Annotated in this window: 12 protein-coding genes, 9 tRNA genes and 3 rRNA genes; 2 read left to right on the forward strand and 22 right to left on the reverse strand. The window is 42.4% G+C overall.

The features are described 5' to 3' along the window. Positions 1-12 precede the first annotated feature (12 nt). The 16 genes from NQZ71_RS18350 to NQZ71_RS18425 form a co-directional block, all read right to left on the reverse strand. Positions 13-86, reverse strand: a tRNA-Trp gene (locus tag NQZ71_RS18350). A gap of 8 nt (positions 87-94) precedes the next feature. Further along, a tRNA-Tyr gene (locus tag NQZ71_RS18355) sits at positions 95-178 on the reverse strand. Positions 179-186: 8 nt separating this feature from the next. Next, positions 187-262, reverse strand: a tRNA-Phe gene (locus NQZ71_RS18360). A gap of 20 nt (positions 263-282) precedes the next feature. Then, positions 283-359 (reverse strand) — tRNA-Asp (locus NQZ71_RS18365). Between the two features lie 4 nt (positions 360-363). After that, a tRNA-Met gene (locus tag NQZ71_RS18370) sits at positions 364-437 on the reverse strand. Between the two features lie 9 nt (positions 438-446). Next, positions 447-522: transfer RNA gene (locus tag NQZ71_RS18375), tRNA-Val, on the reverse strand. 19 nt (positions 523-541) lie between these two features. Continuing rightward, positions 542-616: transfer RNA gene (locus tag NQZ71_RS18380), tRNA-Glu, on the reverse strand. A 26-nt stretch (positions 617-642) separates the two neighbouring features. After that, positions 643-734, reverse strand: a tRNA-Ser gene (locus NQZ71_RS18385). A 6-nt stretch (positions 735-740) separates the two neighbouring features. Further along, a tRNA-Asn gene (locus NQZ71_RS18390) sits at positions 741-815 on the reverse strand. Between the two features lie 10 nt (positions 816-825). Beyond that, positions 826-942, reverse strand: a 5S ribosomal RNA gene (gene rrf, locus NQZ71_RS18395). A 185-nt stretch (positions 943-1127) separates the two neighbouring features. Further along, positions 1128-4062 (reverse strand): 23S ribosomal RNA (locus NQZ71_RS18400). A 330-nt stretch (positions 4063-4392) separates the two neighbouring features. Further along, positions 4393-5942, reverse strand: a 16S ribosomal RNA gene (locus tag NQZ71_RS18405). Together the 16S, 23S and 5S rRNA genes with 9 tRNA genes alongside form the textbook arrangement of a ribosomal RNA operon. A 299-nt stretch (positions 5943-6241) precedes the next feature. Then, positions 6242-7117, reverse strand: coding sequence for a nucleotidyltransferase-like protein (locus NQZ71_RS18410; RefSeq protein WP_144456289.1), 876 nt, complete (start codon positions 7115-7117; stop codon positions 6242-6244). A gap of 212 nt (positions 7118-7329) precedes the next feature. Continuing rightward, positions 7330-7773: a peroxide-responsive transcriptional repressor PerR gene (gene perR, locus NQZ71_RS18415; protein WP_127741631.1), complete on the reverse strand. Its 444-nt coding sequence runs from the start codon at positions 7771-7773 to the stop codon at positions 7330-7332. A 342-nt stretch (positions 7774-8115) separates the two neighbouring features. Then, positions 8116-8580 (reverse strand): thioredoxin-dependent thiol peroxidase, encoded by a 465-nt coding sequence (gene bcp / locus NQZ71_RS18420; protein WP_127741633.1) that lies wholly within the window; start codon positions 8578-8580, stop codon positions 8116-8118. A gap of 78 nt (positions 8581-8658) precedes the next feature. Beyond that, on the reverse strand, positions 8659-9069 hold the full coding sequence (locus tag NQZ71_RS18425; protein ID WP_127741635.1) for an ion channel: 411 nt from the start codon (positions 9067-9069) through the stop codon (positions 8659-8661). A 189-nt stretch (positions 9070-9258) separates the two neighbouring features. On the opposite strand from NQZ71_RS18425, the gene NQZ71_RS18430 reads away from it, so the two are divergent. Beyond that, positions 9259-10557, forward strand: a complete 1299-nt coding sequence (locus NQZ71_RS18430) for a glutamate-1-semialdehyde 2,1-aminomutase (protein ID WP_317011113.1) — start codon at positions 9259-9261, stop codon at positions 10555-10557. A 392-nt stretch (positions 10558-10949) separates the two neighbouring features. Continuing rightward, entirely contained in the window at positions 10950-12038 is a 1089-nt protein-coding gene (locus NQZ71_RS18435) for an FUSC family protein (protein ID WP_144455978.1), read from the forward strand. Positions 12039-12081: 43 nt separating this feature from the next. Here the strand turns inward: NQZ71_RS18435 and NQZ71_RS18440 are convergent, their stop codons facing one another. From NQZ71_RS18440 to NQZ71_RS18465, 6 genes are all read right to left on the reverse strand, one after another. After that, on the reverse strand, positions 12082-13830 hold the full coding sequence (locus NQZ71_RS18440; RefSeq protein WP_311200967.1) for an ABC transporter ATP-binding protein: 1749 nt from the start codon (positions 13828-13830) through the stop codon (positions 12082-12084). A gap of 145 nt (positions 13831-13975) precedes the next feature. Beyond that, positions 13976-14506 (reverse strand): nucleoside tri-diphosphate phosphatase, encoded by a 531-nt coding sequence (gene ntdP, locus NQZ71_RS18445; protein ID WP_127741643.1) that lies wholly within the window; start codon positions 14504-14506, stop codon positions 13976-13978. Between the two features lie 185 nt (positions 14507-14691). Further along, positions 14692-14952 (reverse strand): YgaB family protein, encoded by a 261-nt coding sequence (locus NQZ71_RS18450; RefSeq protein ID WP_275009534.1) that lies wholly within the window; start codon positions 14950-14952, stop codon positions 14692-14694. A gap of 295 nt (positions 14953-15247) precedes the next feature. Then, the gene (locus tag NQZ71_RS18455) at positions 15248-15421 is read right to left on the reverse strand and encodes a gamma-type small acid-soluble spore protein (protein WP_144455982.1); all 174 of its coding nucleotides are present in this window, start codon (positions 15419-15421) and stop codon (positions 15248-15250) included. A 133-nt stretch (positions 15422-15554) separates the two neighbouring features. Next, a complete protein-coding gene (locus tag NQZ71_RS18460) occupies positions 15555-16340 on the reverse strand; it encodes an SDR family oxidoreductase (RefSeq protein WP_127741649.1) in 786 nt (261 codons plus the stop codon). A gap of 32 nt (positions 16341-16372) precedes the next feature. After that, positions 16373-17110, reverse strand: coding sequence for an SDR family NAD(P)-dependent oxidoreductase (locus tag NQZ71_RS18465; protein WP_127741651.1), 738 nt, complete (start codon positions 17108-17110; stop codon positions 16373-16375). Positions 17111-17149 lie beyond the last annotated feature (39 nt).

The following is a 17149-nucleotide window of genomic DNA, read 5'->3' on the forward strand; positions in this document are numbered from 1 at the left end:
ATAAAATTTATTTGGCAGGGGTAGTAGGAATTGAACCCACACCGGAGGTTTTGGAGACCTCTGTTCTACCTTTAAACTATACCCCTGTAATGAATGGTGGAGGGGGACGGATTCGAACCGCCGAACCCTAAGGAGCGGATTTACAGTCCGCCGCGTTTAGCCACTTCGCTACCCCTCCGACATAAATGGTGGCTCAGGACGGAATCGAACCGCCGACACAAGGATTTTCAGTCCTTTGCTCTACCGACTGAGCTACTGAGCCTTAATACTTTTAAATTATAATGGCGGTCCGGACGGGACTCGAACCCGCGACCTCCTGCGTGACAGGCAGGCATTCTAACCAGCTGAACTACCGGACCGTGATTGCGGGGACAGGATTTGAACCTGCGACCTTCGGGTTATGAGCCCGACGAGCTACCAGACTGCTCCACCCCGCGATGATTTTATGGTGGAGGATGACGGGATCGAACCGCCGACCCTCTGCTTGTAAGGCAGATGCTCTCCCAGCTGAGCTAATCCTCCATATTTGGTATGTGATAATTGGTGACCCATACGGGATTCGAACCCGTGTTACCGCCGTGAAAGGGCGGTGTCTTAACCGCTTGACCAATGGGCCATTAATAATGAGATACTGAGTGAAAATGGCGGAGAGCAAGGGATTTGAACCCTTGAGACAGGGTTACCCGCCTACACGATTTCCAATCGTGCTCCTTCGGCCACTCGGACAGCTCTCCATATAATGGCTCCGCAGGTAGGATTCGAACCTACGACCGCTCGGTTAACAGCCGAGTGCTCTACCACTGAGCTACTGCGGAATAATGGTATGCCTGGCGACGTCCTACTCTCACAGGAGGAGAACCTCCAACTACCATCGGCGCTGAGAAGCTTAACTTCCGTGTTCGGTATGGGAACGGGTGTGACCTTCTCGCTATCGCCACCAGACTTTTTTCAAGACAAGAATTATTATATCTCATCTCCGAGTGTTTTGCAACACTTTTTTAAAAGTTTTTTTCAAAGAATTTTATTCCCTGAAAACTAGATTATGTTGTAAGAAAAAAGTTTGAGTAATCTTTCATGTCCAGCTTCAAAAGCCTATCGATTTAAGCGGGCTTTTTCCGCTTTTCGTTTTAGTTAAGTCCTCGATCTATTAGTATTTGTCAGCTCCACGTGTCACCACGCTTCCACCTCAAACCTATCAACCTGATCATCTTTCAGGGATCTTACTAGCTTACGCTATGGGAAATCTCATCTCGAGGGGGGCTTCATGCTTAGATGCTTTCAGCACTTATCCCTTCCGCACATAGCTACCCAGCTATGCCTTTGGCAAGACAACTGGTACACCAGCGGTGCGTCCATCCCGGTCCTCTCGTACTAAGGACAGCTCCTCTCAAATTTCCTACGCCCACGACGGATAGGGACCGAACTGTCTCACGACGTTCTGAACCCAGCTCGCGTACCGCTTTAATGGGCGAACAGCCCAACCCTTGGGACCGACTACAGCCCCAGGATGCGATGAGCCGACATCGAGGTGCCAAACCTCCCCGTCGATGTGGACTCTTGGGGGAGATAAGCCTGTTATCCCCGGGGTAGCTTTTATCCGTTGAGCGATGGCCCTTCCATGCGGAACCACCGGATCACTAAGCCCGACTTTCGTCCCTGCTCGACTTGTAGGTCTCGCAGTCAAGCTCCCTTGTGCCTTTACACTCTACGAATGATTTCCAACCATTCTGAGGGAACCTTTGGGCGCCTCCGTTACTTTTTAGGAGGCGACCGCCCCAGTCAAACTGCCCACCTGACACTGTCTCCCACCCCGATAAGGGGTGCGGGTTAGAATGTCAATACAGCCAGGGTAGTATCCCACCAATGCCTCCACCGAAGCTGGCGCTCCGGCTTCCAAGGCTCCTACCTATCCTGTACAAGCTGTACCAAAATTCAATATCAGGCTACAGTAAAGCTCCACGGGGTCTTTCCGTCCTGTCGCGGGTAACCTGCATCTTCACAGGTACTATAATTTCACCGAGTCTCTCGTTGAGACAGTGCCCAGATCGTTACACCTTTCGTGCGGGTCGGAACTTACCCGACAAGGAATTTCGCTACCTTAGGACCGTTATAGTTACGGCCGCCGTTTACTGGGGCTTCAATTCAGAGCTTCGCGCGAACGCTAACCCCTCCTCTTAACCTTCCAGCACCGGGCAGGTGTCAGCCCCTATACTTCGCCTTACGGCTTCGCAGAGACCTGTGTTTTTGCTAAACAGTCGCCTGGGCCTATTCACTGCGGCTCTCTCGGGCTTGCACCCAAAAGAGCACCCCTTCTCCCGAAGTTACGGGGTCATTTTGCCGAGTTCCTTAACGAGAGTTCTCTCGCTCACCTTAGGATTCTCTCCTCGCCTACCTGTGTCGGTTTGCGGTACGGGCACCTTGAATCTCGCTAGAGGCTTTTCTTGGCAGTGTGGAATCAGGAACTTCGGTACTATATTTCCCTCGCCGTCACAGCTCCGCCTTCACGGTAATGGGATTTGCCTCATTACCAGCCTAACTGCTTGGACGTGCTAATCCAACAGCACGCTTACCCTATCCTCCTGCGTCCCCCCATCGCTCAAACGATTCATAAGGTGGTACAGGAATATCAACCTGTTGTCCATCGCCTACGCTCTTCAGCCTCGGCTTAGGTCCCGACTAACCCTGAGTGGACGAGCCTTCCTCAGGAAACCTTAGGCATTCGGTGGATGAGATTCTCACTCATCTTTCGCTACTCATACCGGCATTCTCACTTCTAAGCGCTCCACCAGTCCTTACGGTCTAGCTTCAACGCCCTTAGAACGCTCTCCTACCACTGACATCATAGATGTCAATCCACAGCTTCGGTGATACGTTTAGCCCCGGTACATTTTCGGCGCAGAGTCACTCGACCAGTGAGCTATTACGCACTCTTTAAATGGTGGCTGCTTCTAAGCCAACATCCTGGTTGTCTAAGCAACTCCACATCCTTTTCCACTTAACGTATACTTTGGGACCTTAGCTGGTGGTCTGGGCTGTTTCCCTCTTGACTACGGATCTTATCACTCGCAGTCTGACTCCCAAGGATAAGTATTTGGCATTCGGAGTTTGTCTGAATTCGGTAACCCGATGGGGGCCCCTAGTCCAAACAGTGCTCTACCTCCAATACTCTTACCTTGAGGCTAGCCCTAAAGCTATTTCGGAGAGAACCAGCTATCTCCAAGTTCGATTGGAATTTCTCCGCTACCCACACCTCATCCCCGCACTTTTCAACGTGCGTGGGTTCGGGCCTCCATCCAGTGTTACCTGGACTTCACCCTGGACATGGGTAGATCACCTGGTTTCGGGTCTACGACCACATACTCTATCGCCCTATTCAGACTCGCTTTCGCTGCGGCTCCGTCTCTTCAACTTAACCTTGCATGTAATCGTAACTCGCCGGTTCATTCTACAAAAGGCACGCTATCACCCATTAATGGGCTCTAACTACTTGTAGGCACACGGTTTCAGGATCTATTTCACTCCCCTTCCGGGGTGCTTTTCACCTTTCCCTCACGGTACTGGTTCACTATCGGTCACTAGGGAGTATTTAGCCTTGGGAGATGGTCCTCCCTGCTTCCGACGGGATTTCTCGTGTCCCGCCGTACTCAGGATCCACTCAGGAGGGAACGAAGTTTCGACTACAGGGTTTTTACCTTCTGTGACTGGCCTTTCCAGACCTATTCATCTACCCCGTTCCTTTGTAACTCCATGTAGAGTGTCCTACAACCCCAAGAGGCAAGCCTCTTGGTTTGGGCTAATCCCGTTTCGCTCGCCGCTACTAAGGGAATCGCGTTTGCTTTCTCTTCCTCCGGGTACTTAGATGTTTCAGTTCCCCGGGTCTGCCTTCAGTTACTCTATGTATTCAAGTAACGATACTATCCCATTACGGATAGTGGGTTTCCCCATTCGGAAATCTCCGGATCAAAGCTTACTTACAGCTCCCCGAAGCATATCGGTGTTAGTCCCGTCCTTCATCGGCTCCTAGTGCCAAGGCATCCACCGTGCGCCCTTTCTAACTTAACTTGTTTTCGGCTAAAGATAAACTTCGCATTTCTTTGTCAGCTTCTTCGCTGTGCTCCTCACGTACTCTCGTACGCTCCGGTGCTCACTCCGTCGCTTCCTCGACCTGCTCGTTTCTCTTTACCCTCAATTTCTCTAATTATTAGAGAATCTAAGATGGCGATTACTCGGTTTTATCTTGGTTCTTACTATACATAATCTAGTTTTCAAGGAACAAATCGGCTATTGATTAAATTACTTATCAATACCCTTGTGTTTTGAGGAATTGCTCCCTCAAAACTGAACAACAAACTGTCAACAATCTATGAATGGAATAAATCCATTTTTCCTTAGAAAGGAGGTGATCCAGCCGCACCTTCCGATACGGCTACCTTGTTACGACTTCACCCCAATCATCTATCCCACCTTAGGCGGCTGGCTCCCAGAAGGGTTACCCCACCGACTTCGGGTGTTACAAACTCTCGTGGTGTGACGGGCGGTGTGTACAAGGCCCGGGAACGTATTCACCGCGGCATGCTGATCCGCGATTACTAGCGATTCCAGCTTCATGTAGGCGAGTTGCAGCCTACAATCCGAACTGAGAATGGTTTTATGGGATTGGCTCGACCTCGCGGTTTTGCTGCCCTTTGTACCATCCATTGTAGCACGTGTGTAGCCCAGGTCATAAGGGGCATGATGATTTGACGTCATCCCCACCTTCCTCCGGTTTGTCACCGGCAGTCACCTTAGAGTGCCCAACTAAATGCTGGCAACTAAGATCAAGGGTTGCGCTCGTTGCGGGACTTAACCCAACATCTCACGACACGAGCTGACGACAACCATGCACCACCTGTCATCCTGTCCCCCGAAGGGGAACGTCCTATCTCTAGGATTGTCAGGAGATGTCAAGACCTGGTAAGGTTCTTCGCGTTGCTTCGAATTAAACCACATGCTCCACCGCTTGTGCGGGCCCCCGTCAATTCCTTTGAGTTTCAGCCTTGCGGCCGTACTCCCCAGGCGGAGTGCTTAATGCGTTTGCTGCAGCACTAAAGGGCGGAAACCCTCTAACACTTAGCACTCATCGTTTACGGCGTGGACTACCAGGGTATCTAATCCTGTTTGCTCCCCACGCTTTCGCGCCTCAGCGTCAGTTACAGACCAAAGAGTCGCCTTCGCCACTGGTGTTCCTCCACATCTCTACGCATTTCACCGCTACACGTGGAATTCCACTCTTCTCTTCTGCACTCAAGTCCCCCAGTTTCCAATGACCCTCCACGGTTGAGCCGTGGGCTTTCACATCAGACTTAAAGGACCGCCTGCGCGCGCTTTACGCCCAATAATTCCGGACAACGCTTGCCACCTACGTATTACCGCGGCTGCTGGCACGTAGTTAGCCGTGGCTTTCTGGTTAGGTACCGTCAAGGTACGAGCAGTTACTCTCGTACTTGTTCTTCCCTAACAACAGAGTTTTACGATCCGAAAACCTTCATCACTCACGCGGCGTTGCTCCGTCAGACTTTCGTCCATTGCGGAAGATTCCCTACTGCTGCCTCCCGTAGGAGTCTGGGCCGTGTCTCAGTCCCAGTGTGGCCGATCACCCTCTCAGGTCGGCTACGCATCGTCGCCTTGGTGAGCCGTTACCTCACCAACTAGCTAATGCGCCGCGGGCCCATCTGTAAGTGACAGCGTAAACCGTCTTTCAGCTTTTCTACATGAGTAGAAAAGGATTATCCGGTATTAGCTCCGGTTTCCCGAAGTTATCCCAGTCTTACAGGCAGGTTGCCCACGTGTTACTCACCCGTCCGCCGCTAACTTAAAAAGCAAGCTTTTTAAGTCCGCTCGACTTGCATGTATTAGGCACGCCGCCAGCGTTCGTCCTGAGCCAGGATCAAACTCTCCGATAAAGAGTAAGATTAGCTCATTGCTAAACTCTAGCTTTTGTTACTTGTTTTGTTTCTATAACAAAAGTTATAAAAACGATTATTGTTGACGTTTGTTTGTTCAGTTTTCAAAGAGCAATTTTTTCTAACGCTTCCTTCTTCTTCCAGAAGCGACTTTATTAATATAACATCTGACGTTTTTTATGTCAATTGTTTTTTAAAAAAACTTTTCCGTCGTTTCAGCAACATTTCGTGTTGTTTCAGCGACGGATATAAATATACCAAGTAATTTAGTTAGCGTCAACACTTTTTCTAAAAAAACTTTAATCTTTTTTTGAAACCTTATAATAACGGTGATATACCTTAGGACTTTTAGTTTCTACCTCGACCACCTCAATAAAGTGTTTCTCAATTAAATATTCAATCAGCCTGCCCAAATCAACGGAATATACAAGAAACAATTCTTCATTCTCTATAAGGTCATTAAAAGACCAATAATCTTGTTCCGCTAATATATCTGAAATATGCTGAATGCTCATTTTCGTTTTAGAGTGGATAAGGAATTCACTTGCCAAAAACAGCAACTCAAGTCTTTTTTCCAAAGGCTCCTCACTATTAATCAATTCGACATACAATTTGTATATCTCTGGTTCAATTTGCTTAACTTGGCTCCAAACTGTAACCTCTGGATGAAACCCATTTTCAATAACAGCAAGTCGCGCAAGATGATGTAAGGAGTGAACGACATCATTATATGCATCAAGATAATGTTTGTTCTCAAAAAATGCTTTACCATCCATATATCTTCTAATTAACTTAGCAAACTCCACTCCCATCTTACGTTTCCTTTGGATGACAGGGAAATCCTTCAACTCGCTTTTCAACTGGGATACATATTCATTTCGATCAAATATAACTCTCCCATTATAAAGCCATTCAAATATTTTTTTATTTGTCCCAAGCAAAATCCATTTTTTTAATTGTGTTTCTGTAATAATATGAAGTGCAGCTTTTTTGTCTGTATACGTGTAATGTTTAATAAAAACAGGCTTGTCTGCCTCTTTCACGATGATAAGCATCACCGAGTCAAATGTATCTGTTACCGTCATTTCTTTTTGTCTTTTTTCTATCATAAGAACTCCAAGTGTATTCGCTTGGCTTGCTCTCTCTTGATAAATCGGACGAAGAATGTCTTCCATCATTATTCCTCCATCATAAAAAATTCGTTTTTAATACTTTCGACACTTTGTTTCGAATTCCTGCATGTCCTTTTTTTACATAGCTGAACCCTTCGGTATGATCTATTTACTCTTTAACACAAATAAAAGACAAAAAGAGGAGTCATCCAATTTAAAATCACCTCCAGAACCTGGCTCGTAATTTTAAAAGAGACAATCCTCTTTATACTTGCTTAGTGCGCTTCATTTTTTGCACAGTCAGGACATGTTCCATAAATTTCTAAGCGGTGATGACTGATTTTAAAACCTGAAACATGGCTTGCGAACTGTTCTACCTCGTCTAGTCCAGGATAATGGAAATCCACTATCTTCCCGCATTCCTTACATATGATATGGTAATGATGGGAAGTTATAAAATCAAATCGGCTTGAGGAATCACCATACGTCAATTCCTTTACAAGACTCACTTCTTTAAAAACTCTTAAATTATTATAAACAGTGGCCACACTCATATTTGGAAATTTGCCTTCCAGTGCTTTGTAAATTTCATCGGCAGTCGGATGTGACATTGAGCTTATTAAGTATTCAAGTATCGCATGACGCTGCGGGGTAATGCGCACTCCTGTTTCTTTTAATTTATCAAGAGCTTCCTGTAACTCATTATGTTCCACAGACATGCACCCCATTTCTAAAAGATATTCTTATTTTATAATGTTTATAATTAGTGTACTAACAATATCATGTATTTGTCAATAAGAATGGCGGAATAGCCGTTAAAAACACCGATATTATCAGTTATCATACATCTAAACTAGAATGATTATCTTTCAATACTATTTATTATATGCTAATACACCTATTTAATGCTTCCCTAAATCAAATCTGGATAAAAAAGGCAGACCACCGATTGTGGTCTGCAACATATATCTGAGGAGGTATGCCCTAATATAATGTATTCATAACTTGTATATTGGAATGGACAAAAGCCTCAAGGCAATAAAATTAGGCAGGGAAAAGCCTTAAAGCTTTTTCAGCTCTTCTGCAATTTCCTCGACATGGCCGGCAACTTTAACCTTTCTCCACTCACGAACAAGCCTCCCCTCCTTGTCAATAAGAAAAGTGGAACGTTCTATCCCCATATATTCCTTTCCAAAGTTTTTCTTCAGCTTCCATACATCATAACTCTCTGCCACTTTATGATCTTCATCTGCAAGCAGAAGGAATGGCAGCTCATGCTTTGCAATAAACTTCTTGTGTTTATCTACAGGGTCTGGGCTTACACCAAGGACAACGGCTTCTAGTTCCTCGAATCTCGAATGACTGTCCCTAAAATCACATGCTTCAGTTGTACAGCCAGGTGTCATATCTTTTGGATAAAAGTATAAAACAATATTTTTCCCTCTATAATCAGACAGTTTAATTACCTTGCCGCTGTTTGCTTCTAATTCGAAATCAGGTGCTTGTTCTCCTATATTTACACTCATTCTCTTATCCTCCAATGCTGGTATTATTATTAGACTAGCTAATGAAGGAAATAATTTCAACTAACATACTCTAACAAATTAACTTTCCATATCTAACACAGCTCTTGCAACAAATGCCGCTGGGATGGTATACCCGATAAGCGCTTCAATTACTACTATCAATCTGCCGAGACCAATTGGCGTCAAATCACCAAACCCTACTGAAAACAGCGTAATCCCACTAAAGTATATACCTGTTTGCAGCTCGTCTAAAAAATGTAGTGAAGAAGCATATATTTGCTGGCTTTCGTTATAGACCTGCACGCCATTTAACTGAAGAAGCGTGTAAATTAGGCCAAAGCCTATCATTATGGTGATATAAACAAAGAAAAGATACAAAAAGTTTTCAAATGAGACCCATTTTTCTTTCAGGCGATAAGGAACAAACAGCGTTCGCAAGCTCATCATAATAAAAAAGATAATCATCGCTAACAAAAAATAAAAAAACACGTTCCTCCCCCTATCCATTTCTCCCGCCAAGTTCAATATATTTAAAATGTATGCTTGTCTGCCTGTTTAAAGACCTTTTCTAAATCCCTACGCAAGCTAAGGCAATACCTTTATCGTTTATCTTCTGAAAAAAAGTGCTAAAATTATAAAGAACATCTTTTAATGATGATAAGTTTTAGGAGGAATATCATGCAGCATAATAATTCTGAGAGATTACATGAGGAAGCCCTTAAAGTAATCGTAGGCGGAGTCAACAGCCCTTCTCGTTCGTATAAAGCAGTTGGTGGCGGTGCACCTGTAGCAATGGAAAGGGGTCAAGGTGCTTACTTCTTTGATGTGGACGGAAACCAATATATTGATTATTTGGCAGCGTATGGTCCAATCATTACTGGACACGCTCATCCCCATATTACAAAAGCAATCACTAAAGCGGCAGAATCAGGGGTTTTATACGGAACGCCAACACCGCATGAAGTTACATTTGCAAAAATGCTTCAAGAGGCTATCCCTTCCATGGAGAAGGTCAGATTCATGAACTCTGGTACAGAGGCAGTCATGACTACAATCAGGGTCGCAAGAGCATATACCGGCAGAAACAAAGTAATTAAATTTGCAGGTTGCTACCACGGTCACTCTGACCCGGTTCTTGTTGCGGCAGGTTCTGGTCCATCTACACTGGGAACTCCGGATTCAGCTGGTGTACCAGCAGTAATCGCAGCTGATGTTATCACTGTTCCATTCAACGATCCTGATGCATTCAAGGATGCTATTGAAAAATGGGGTGCAGAAATTGCGGCAGTTCTTGTAGAGCCAATCGTTGGTAACTTTGGAATTGTCGAGCCGATTAAAGGGTTCCTTGAATTAATCAATGAATATACGCATAACGCTGGTGCACTTGTCATCTATGATGAGGTAATTACAGCATTCCGCTTTACATATGGCGGCGCACAGGACTTATTAGGAGTTCAGCCAGATTTAACAGCATTAGGAAAAATTATCGGCGGAGGCTTACCAATCGGAGCTTATGGCGGTAAAAAGGAAATCATGGACAAAGTGGCACCAGTAGGACCAGCATACCAGGCTGGCACACATGCTGGAAATCCAGCATCTGTTCTTTCAGGGATTGCTTGTCTTGAAGTACTAAAGCAAAAAGGCGTATACGAGCATTTAGACAGACTTGGAGCATTGCTTGAAAAGGGTATTGCCGAAGCTGCCGCTACACATAATATGCCTATTACAATTAATCGGTTAAAAGGCGCTTTGACTGTTTATTTCACAAACGAAAAAGTAATGAATTATGAACAAGCCGAAAATACAGACGGCGAGCTTTTCGGTAAATTCTTTAAGTTAATGGTTGAACAAGGCATTATGCTTGCACCTTCCAAATACGAAGCATGGTTCATTACAATCGCCCATACAGAGGAAGATATCGAAGCAACAATACATGCAGTCCACAATGCTTTCGAAGCATTAGCAAAAGAACTATAAGAATCAACCGCTGTCGGTAAAAGCAATATTGATCTACTCAGCAGGGAGACCTCTACTTAAGATAGCCAACAGGCGTTACACTTCATCACAAGAAATCCCTGCTGCGAAAATTTATGAACAGAGAGCATGCGGCTCTCTGTTTCTATACATTAAAGCAATTATCCTAATATTCTCTCCATTTAATATCTATTAAGAATAACTAACAACACCAAACACCCGCATCAGCACTACTTTCACTTACTTTTCATGAAAAATTCATATAATCATACAAATGACTATTGATGTTAACAAGCAATCACTGTATAGTACATTATTGTTTAGTTTTTCTCTAAATTGTTTAAAGTAAAGGTATACTACGCAACAGAAAATGTATGAGAGAGGATTATTTCAATATGACACTTGGAGCGCGCATTCTTAAAACAGGAATCGCCATCGTTTTAGCATTGCTGCTTGCACAAACACTGCAAGTACCAACTCCTGTATTCGCGGGAATTTCAGCGATTTTTGCGATACAGCCTACTATCTATCGATCTTACTTATCTATAATAGAACAAATTCAAGGTAATATAATCGGCGCGATCATCGCAGTTGTCTTTGTACTTAGCTTTGGCAACAACATCTTTATTATCGGTCTAGCAGCCGTTATCGTCATTACAATTAACTTAAAGCTTAAACTGGAAAAGACGATCATTTTGTCGACAGTGACGTTGATCGCTATTATGGAAACAACAACAGATGACTTCATCATCTTTGCGATAATACGATTTTCTACTATTATGCTTGGGATTATTTCAGCATTTATCGTTAATCTCGTGTTTTTGCCTCCTAAATATGAAAACAAGCTGTACAACAGCATTTCTGATATTAGTGAAGAAGTTACAAAGTGGATTCGCCTCAATATAAGGCATGCATCCGAACATAGTCTATTGAAAAATGACATCGACAAGATTTCCGACCGGATAATTAAAATAGACCAGCTTTATTTAATGTATAAAGAAGAAAGAAACTATTTTAAGAGGAATACCCCTTTTAAAGCAAGAAAGCTTGTCATCTACAGGCAGATGATAAACACACTTAAAAGGTCCTTTCATACTTTGAAAAAGCTGCACCGTTTTGAAAATGAGCTTAAAACACTGCCAGAGAATTTTCAAAATATCATTCAGCAGCAGCTCGATTGTCTGATCCATCATCATGAGCATGTTATGCTGAAGTTCATTGGAAAGGTAAAGCCAAATGTCACCTTTGAAGAGGGTAATATCACCCTAGATAGAAAAGAATTGTTCTATCAGCTTATTAACCATTACCGGGAAACGGTAAATGAGCGGGTATGTGAGCAAAACGAGGAGATTGTACAGTATCATGCGATGCAAATCATTTCTGCCATCATTGAGTATGATGAGAATGTGGAGCATTTAGATACGCTGATCACTACAATTCAAGTTCATCATAATCATGAGCCTGAATTGAAAATAGAAGAATAAATAAGAAGGATGACCTAAAAAAGAGGTCATCCTTTCTTATTCTCTATACTCCTAGCTGTTGAATTTGAAACAGATTGAAATAATGGCCTTTTAGCTTCATCAACTGTTCATGGCTGCCATCTTCCGCGATTTCGCCATTATTGATTAACACAATTCGGTCTGCATGTGTAATTGTTGAAAGCCTGTGAGCGACAATCAATGTCGTTCTTTCTTTTGCCAGTTTTTCAATTGCCTCTTGTATTGACTGCTCGCTTTCTAAATCAAGCGCTGAAGTTGCTTCATCCAAAATTAAGATCGGAGGATTCTTCAGGAATACACGAGCAATTGCGACACGCTGCTTTTGGCCGCCGCTCAGCTTCACGCCTCTTTCCCCTACCTTCGTATCATAACCATCTGGAAGCTGCATGATAAATTCATGGGCGTTTGCAGCCTTTGCCGCCTCCATCACTTCTTCTATTGTTGCATCCGGATTACCTATCATAATGTTCTCTTTTATCGACTCACTGAATAAAATATTTTCTTGGAGAACCATTCCGATTTTATCTCTCAATGTTCGTACTTGAAAATCGCGAATATCCTTTCCATCGAGCATGATGGTACCACCAGTAACATCATAGAAACGAGGTATTAAGCTAATGAGTGATGATTTTCCGCCTCCACTCATACCAACAAAAGCAACTGTTTCTCCTTGCTTAATTTTCAAAGAGATATTATTGAGCACAAGGGAATCATTTTCATCATAGGCGAAATCAACTTCCTTAAATTCAATCTCCCCTTGCACTTCGTTACAAGGAATTGCATTCGGCTTATCCTGAATATCGTATTTCTCATCAATCAGCTCAAAAACACGGTCCATTGAAGCAATTGACTGCGTCAGCGTCGTTGATGAATTCACCATTCTTCGCAACGGATTATACAGCCTTTCAATATAGGCAAAGAATGCTACCATTGCACCTAATGACAGCTGATCTGTTAATACTTGATATCCAGAGTATGCAATCACAATAATCGGTGAGATGTCTGTAATCGTATTAACTACGGCAAAAGCTTTAGCATTCCAGCGTGTATGATCTGTCGCCTTTTCCAAGAATGCATTATTATACTTCTTAAAGTGCTTTTGTTCATGGTCTTCTGTTGCAAAGCTTTTAATAACCGAAATTCCTTGTACTCTTTCGTGTAGGAAACTCTGTACTCCTGCTAAAGCCTGAGACCTCTCTCTTGTCAGCGTTCTTAAGTTTCCGAAGAAATGCTTGATTGACAAGGCGTAAAACGGTAAAAGGATGATCGAGATAATCGTCAGCTTTACATTCATTGTCAGCATGATCCCGATTGTTATTAATATCGTGACACCATCAAGCCATAAATTCATCAGACCTGTCAGTATAAAGTTCTTTGTTTGCTCCACATCATTAATGACCCGTGAAATAACTTCACCAGCCCTTGTATTGGAGTAGTACTTCAAGCTAAGCTTTTGCAGGTGAGCAAACAGCTGATCGCGAATATCATAAAGAATCTTATTCGATGTCCACTGTGCAAAATATTGACGGTAGTATTCAACAGGCGGTCTGACGATGACAAAAATGACCAGCATTATCCCCATCATCTTTAAAAGACTTGTTATTCTTTCCTGCTTGTCCAAATCTGTTGCATTGATGATGTCATCAACTACAAATTTCAGTAAAAGCGGAATAAGCAAGGGAATAGCGAATTTAACGATTCCAATGATGATTGTCCCTATAATTTGCATTCGATATGGTTTTACAAAATGCAAATATCTTTTTATACTGTCCACACTCTCTCCTCTTTCCTTTCTAAAATTTTATGTAATAAATGAAATTAGAACTTAACCTCAAACAAGAAGTTATTTTACCACTTGCATAAATGAAAACAAAAGAAAAAGCTTGCTGAACTTTCAACAAGCTATTCTTCCTACCATATTAACTTCTGTACGTTAAATACCTTTCATACCATAAATCAATAAAATCTGGTGCAAAGGGACCCTTTCTTTGGCGTATCCACTGGATCAATTGATTAACATGCGATTTCAAAATACGGTCGATCGCTTCAGGATAATTCATTTCTGCACGATGACGTTCATATTCATCCTCATCAAGAAGATTGAATGTCATATCAGGGAAAATCTTTATATCCAAATCATAATCAATATATTTTACTGCTTCTCCATCATAAATAAATGGCGAACTAAGGTTACAATAATAATGGATTCCGTCTTCCCTTATCATTCCTATTACATTAAACCAGTATTGGGAATGAAAGTAGCATATTGCCGGTTCACGGGTGACCCATGTTCTGCCGTCTGATTCTGTAACAATTGTCCGATCATTACCGCCTATTATTAAATTTTGCGTCCCTTTAAGTATCGTTGTTTCGTCCCAGATTCGATGGATGTGACCATTATGCTTGTAGCTATGGATTTGTATTGGTTCACCCTCGATAGGTACGCCCATTATTCTCCCCTACTTTCATTTTGCGGACGCTTTGCAACCTACTTACATTTAAATATTCTATTTCCCAATCAAGGCAACAAAGAACAATTCCTCTTTTTTCTATTATTATAACGGTTAATAGAAAAATTTAAAACAAAAGAACCATTGAAATTGCGAAAGGAATGAGAAATATTTAAAAATTCCTATTAAATAGAGCTTAAATTCATTTCATTTTCCTGATATACCTTAATCACTTTCTCTGTCTGTATCTCAAAAATCCGCTGTATTTCTTTTAATTCGCTTTTCATGTTCATGATTTCATGCTGTACTTCTTTCAATTCCGTTTCACTTTGCAATTGCTGCAGCTGACCTTCAATTTCTTCACACCGTTCTAGCTCACTCTGCAAGTACAGTAGTTTTTCCATAATCTTCATCTGTTCTCCTACTAATCCATTGAACACGTCCATGAACACACACATCCTAATTAATATTTTTTGGAAGATTTCGTTAATCACTCAACATTTAAAATGAGAGTCTCTCTTCCCTAATAACAGACTGAATTTAAAAAACCTTTTTATGGGGAATTAGATTATTTTTGCTCTGTTGATTATTTCCACTTCCTCCAGTCTATTTCCTTTGACAACTTCTGTAGACTGACAAGAAGTTTTGTCGAACTGTAAGATGAGCTTATCGGAGTATTATTCTTGGAGAAAAGGAACGAAGACACTTTCCTCTAAGAAAAGTGCCTTCGTTATCAGCTAATTATGAGTTTTTAGATTTGTTTTGCTCTGCTTTAGCGTTACGTTGTTTTACTTCTTGTACATCAGTTTCGCTAGCGAATTCTGTTCCAAATTGACCAGAAGTTGCTGAAGCGTTTTGTTGTTTCACTTCTTGGATGTTAGTTCCTGATTGTGTGCTACCTGCTTTTTTAGCCATTAATATCACCTCCACGAATATTAATTTGTCCCGTATGCAGAAGTTCTATCCATATTTTTTTAATTCCAATAAAATCCATACAAAAAAAGCACGGAATATCCCGTGCTTTCAACTATAAAAAATATCTTTACTCTTAATATTTGTACGACTGACCACCGTCAATCGGAATGACTGTCGCATTGATGAAGTTTGCTTGATCCGAAAGAAGGAATGCTACTAGGTAGCCGACTTCTTCTGGTTTTCCGAAACGCTTCATCGGGTTTGGCTCAACAAATTGCTTGCCTACCTCTTCCCAATTGTCTGCATCGATTTGTTTTAATGACCCTTCAACCATTGGTGTCATGATGGCACCTGGTGCTATTGCTTTAATGCTCACTCCATATTGGCCGTATTCGATACCAGAGTTGCGAGTTAAGCCGACAACGCCGTGCTTACTTGCTGCATAACCGGATTGGTTACCAACACCGCGGATACCACCAACTGATGCAGTGTTAACAACTGAACCGAAGCCTTGCTCTCTCATAACCTTTAATACATGCTTTAAGCCATAAAAGACACCATTCAAGTTAACACTAACAACTTTTTGAAATTCATCTAAACCGAAATCCTCTGTTAAGTCCTGCTTCCCTTCAATTCCAGCATTGTTAAAGAAGCTGTCAATTTTCCCGAATTTGGCAACTGTTTCATTCACATAGTTTTCAACTGCCTTTTCGTCTGCCACATTTGCAGTAATAAGCAGTATTTCAGCATCTGGTGCTACTTCAAGCACTTTTGCTTTTGTTTCTTCTAATGAAGCAGCATTTAAATCGACAAGCGCCAATTTCGCCCCTTCTTTCGCAATTTGCAGAGCGGAAGCCTGACCTAATCCAGATCCAGCTCCTGTGATTAAAACAACTTTGCCATCAAAACGATTATTCATGATTGCTACCCCCTTTTTTTGTGTGTGAACCGTTATTGCGCAGTATAACCGCCATCTACAGTCAGGCTGTTACCAGTCATATAAGAAGAATCATCAGAAGCAAGGAACAGAACTGCTTTTGCCATTTCTTCTGCTTTACCGAGACGTTTTACAGGTGTTGCTGCAGCTAGTGCTAATTTGCTTTCTTCTGGAATGATTGGTGTATCAATAAATCCAGGGCATAATGCATTAACACGAATATTCTGTTCTGCATACTCCAATGCAAGGGAACGAGTTAAGTTGACCACTCCGCCTTTTGCAGCATTATAAGCAGCAGAGCCAGGTGAACCAACCCATCCATACATAGAAGCAGTGTTAACAATAGCGCCTCCGCCTGCTTTTAGCATTTCACGAATAGCTTCACGAGCTACTAGGAATACACCATCCAAGTCTACATTTACTGTTTGACGCCATTCAGCATAGTCCAATTCATGTGTAGGATGAACACGGCCAATTCCTGCATTATTGAAGACAATATCCACTTTGCCAAACTTTTCGATTGTTTGTGTGAAGATATTAGCAACCTCTTCTTCGCTTGTAATATTTGCTTTCACAAATAGGGCATCTGCATTAAGCGCTTTCAATTCTGATTCGAATGCCTTGCCTTTTTCTTCATTTAAGTCTACAAGAACAACCTTAGCACCTTCTGAGACGAATAAACGTGCTGTTGCTGCACCAATTCCAGACGCTCCTCCTGTTATGACTGCAACCTTATCTTGTAATTTTCCCATTGTAAATCCCCCTTGTTAAAAATAAACTTACATATTCAT

This window comes from Niallia taxi (assembly GCF_032818155.1).
Taxonomy (GTDB): Bacteria; Bacillota; Bacilli; order Bacillales; family Cytobacillaceae; genus Niallia; species Niallia taxi_A.

What these genes read in the sequence shown, in the direction of transcription:
- NQZ71_RS18435 (WP_144455978.1), top strand. Translation starts at nt 10,950, where the DNA reads ATGACACTTGGAGCGCGCATTCTTAAAACAGGAATCGCCATCGTTTTA.
- NQZ71_RS18460 (WP_127741649.1), bottom strand. Translation starts at nt 16,340, where the DNA reads ATGAATAATCGTTTTGATGGCAAAGTTGTTTTAATCACAGGAGCTGGA.
- ntdP (WP_127741643.1), bottom strand. Translation starts at nt 14,506, where the DNA reads ATGGGCGTACCTATCGAGGGTGAACCAATACAAATCCATAGCTACAAG.
- NQZ71_RS18465 (WP_127741651.1), bottom strand. Translation starts at nt 17,110, where the DNA reads ATGGGAAAATTACAAGATAAGGTTGCAGTCATAACAGGAGGAGCGTCT.
- NQZ71_RS18430 (WP_317011113.1), top strand. Translation starts at nt 9,259, where the DNA reads ATGCAGCATAATAATTCTGAGAGATTACATGAGGAAGCCCTTAAAGTA.
- NQZ71_RS18455 (WP_144455982.1), bottom strand. Translation starts at nt 15,421, where the DNA reads ATGGCTAAAAAAGCAGGTAGCACACAATCAGGAACTAACATCCAAGAA.
- perR (WP_127741631.1), bottom strand. Translation starts at nt 7,773, where the DNA reads ATGTCTGTGGAACATAATGAGTTACAGGAAGCTCTTGATAAATTAAAA.
- bcp (WP_127741633.1), bottom strand. Translation starts at nt 8,580, where the DNA reads ATGAGTGTAAATATAGGAGAACAAGCACCTGATTTCGAATTAGAAGCA.
- NQZ71_RS18450 (WP_275009534.1), bottom strand. Translation starts at nt 14,952, where the DNA reads ATGGACGTGTTCAATGGATTAGTAGGAGAACAGATGAAGATTATGGAA.
- NQZ71_RS18410 (WP_144456289.1), bottom strand. Translation starts at nt 7,117, where the DNA reads ATGGAAGACATTCTTCGTCCGATTTATCAAGAGAGAGCAAGCCAAGCG.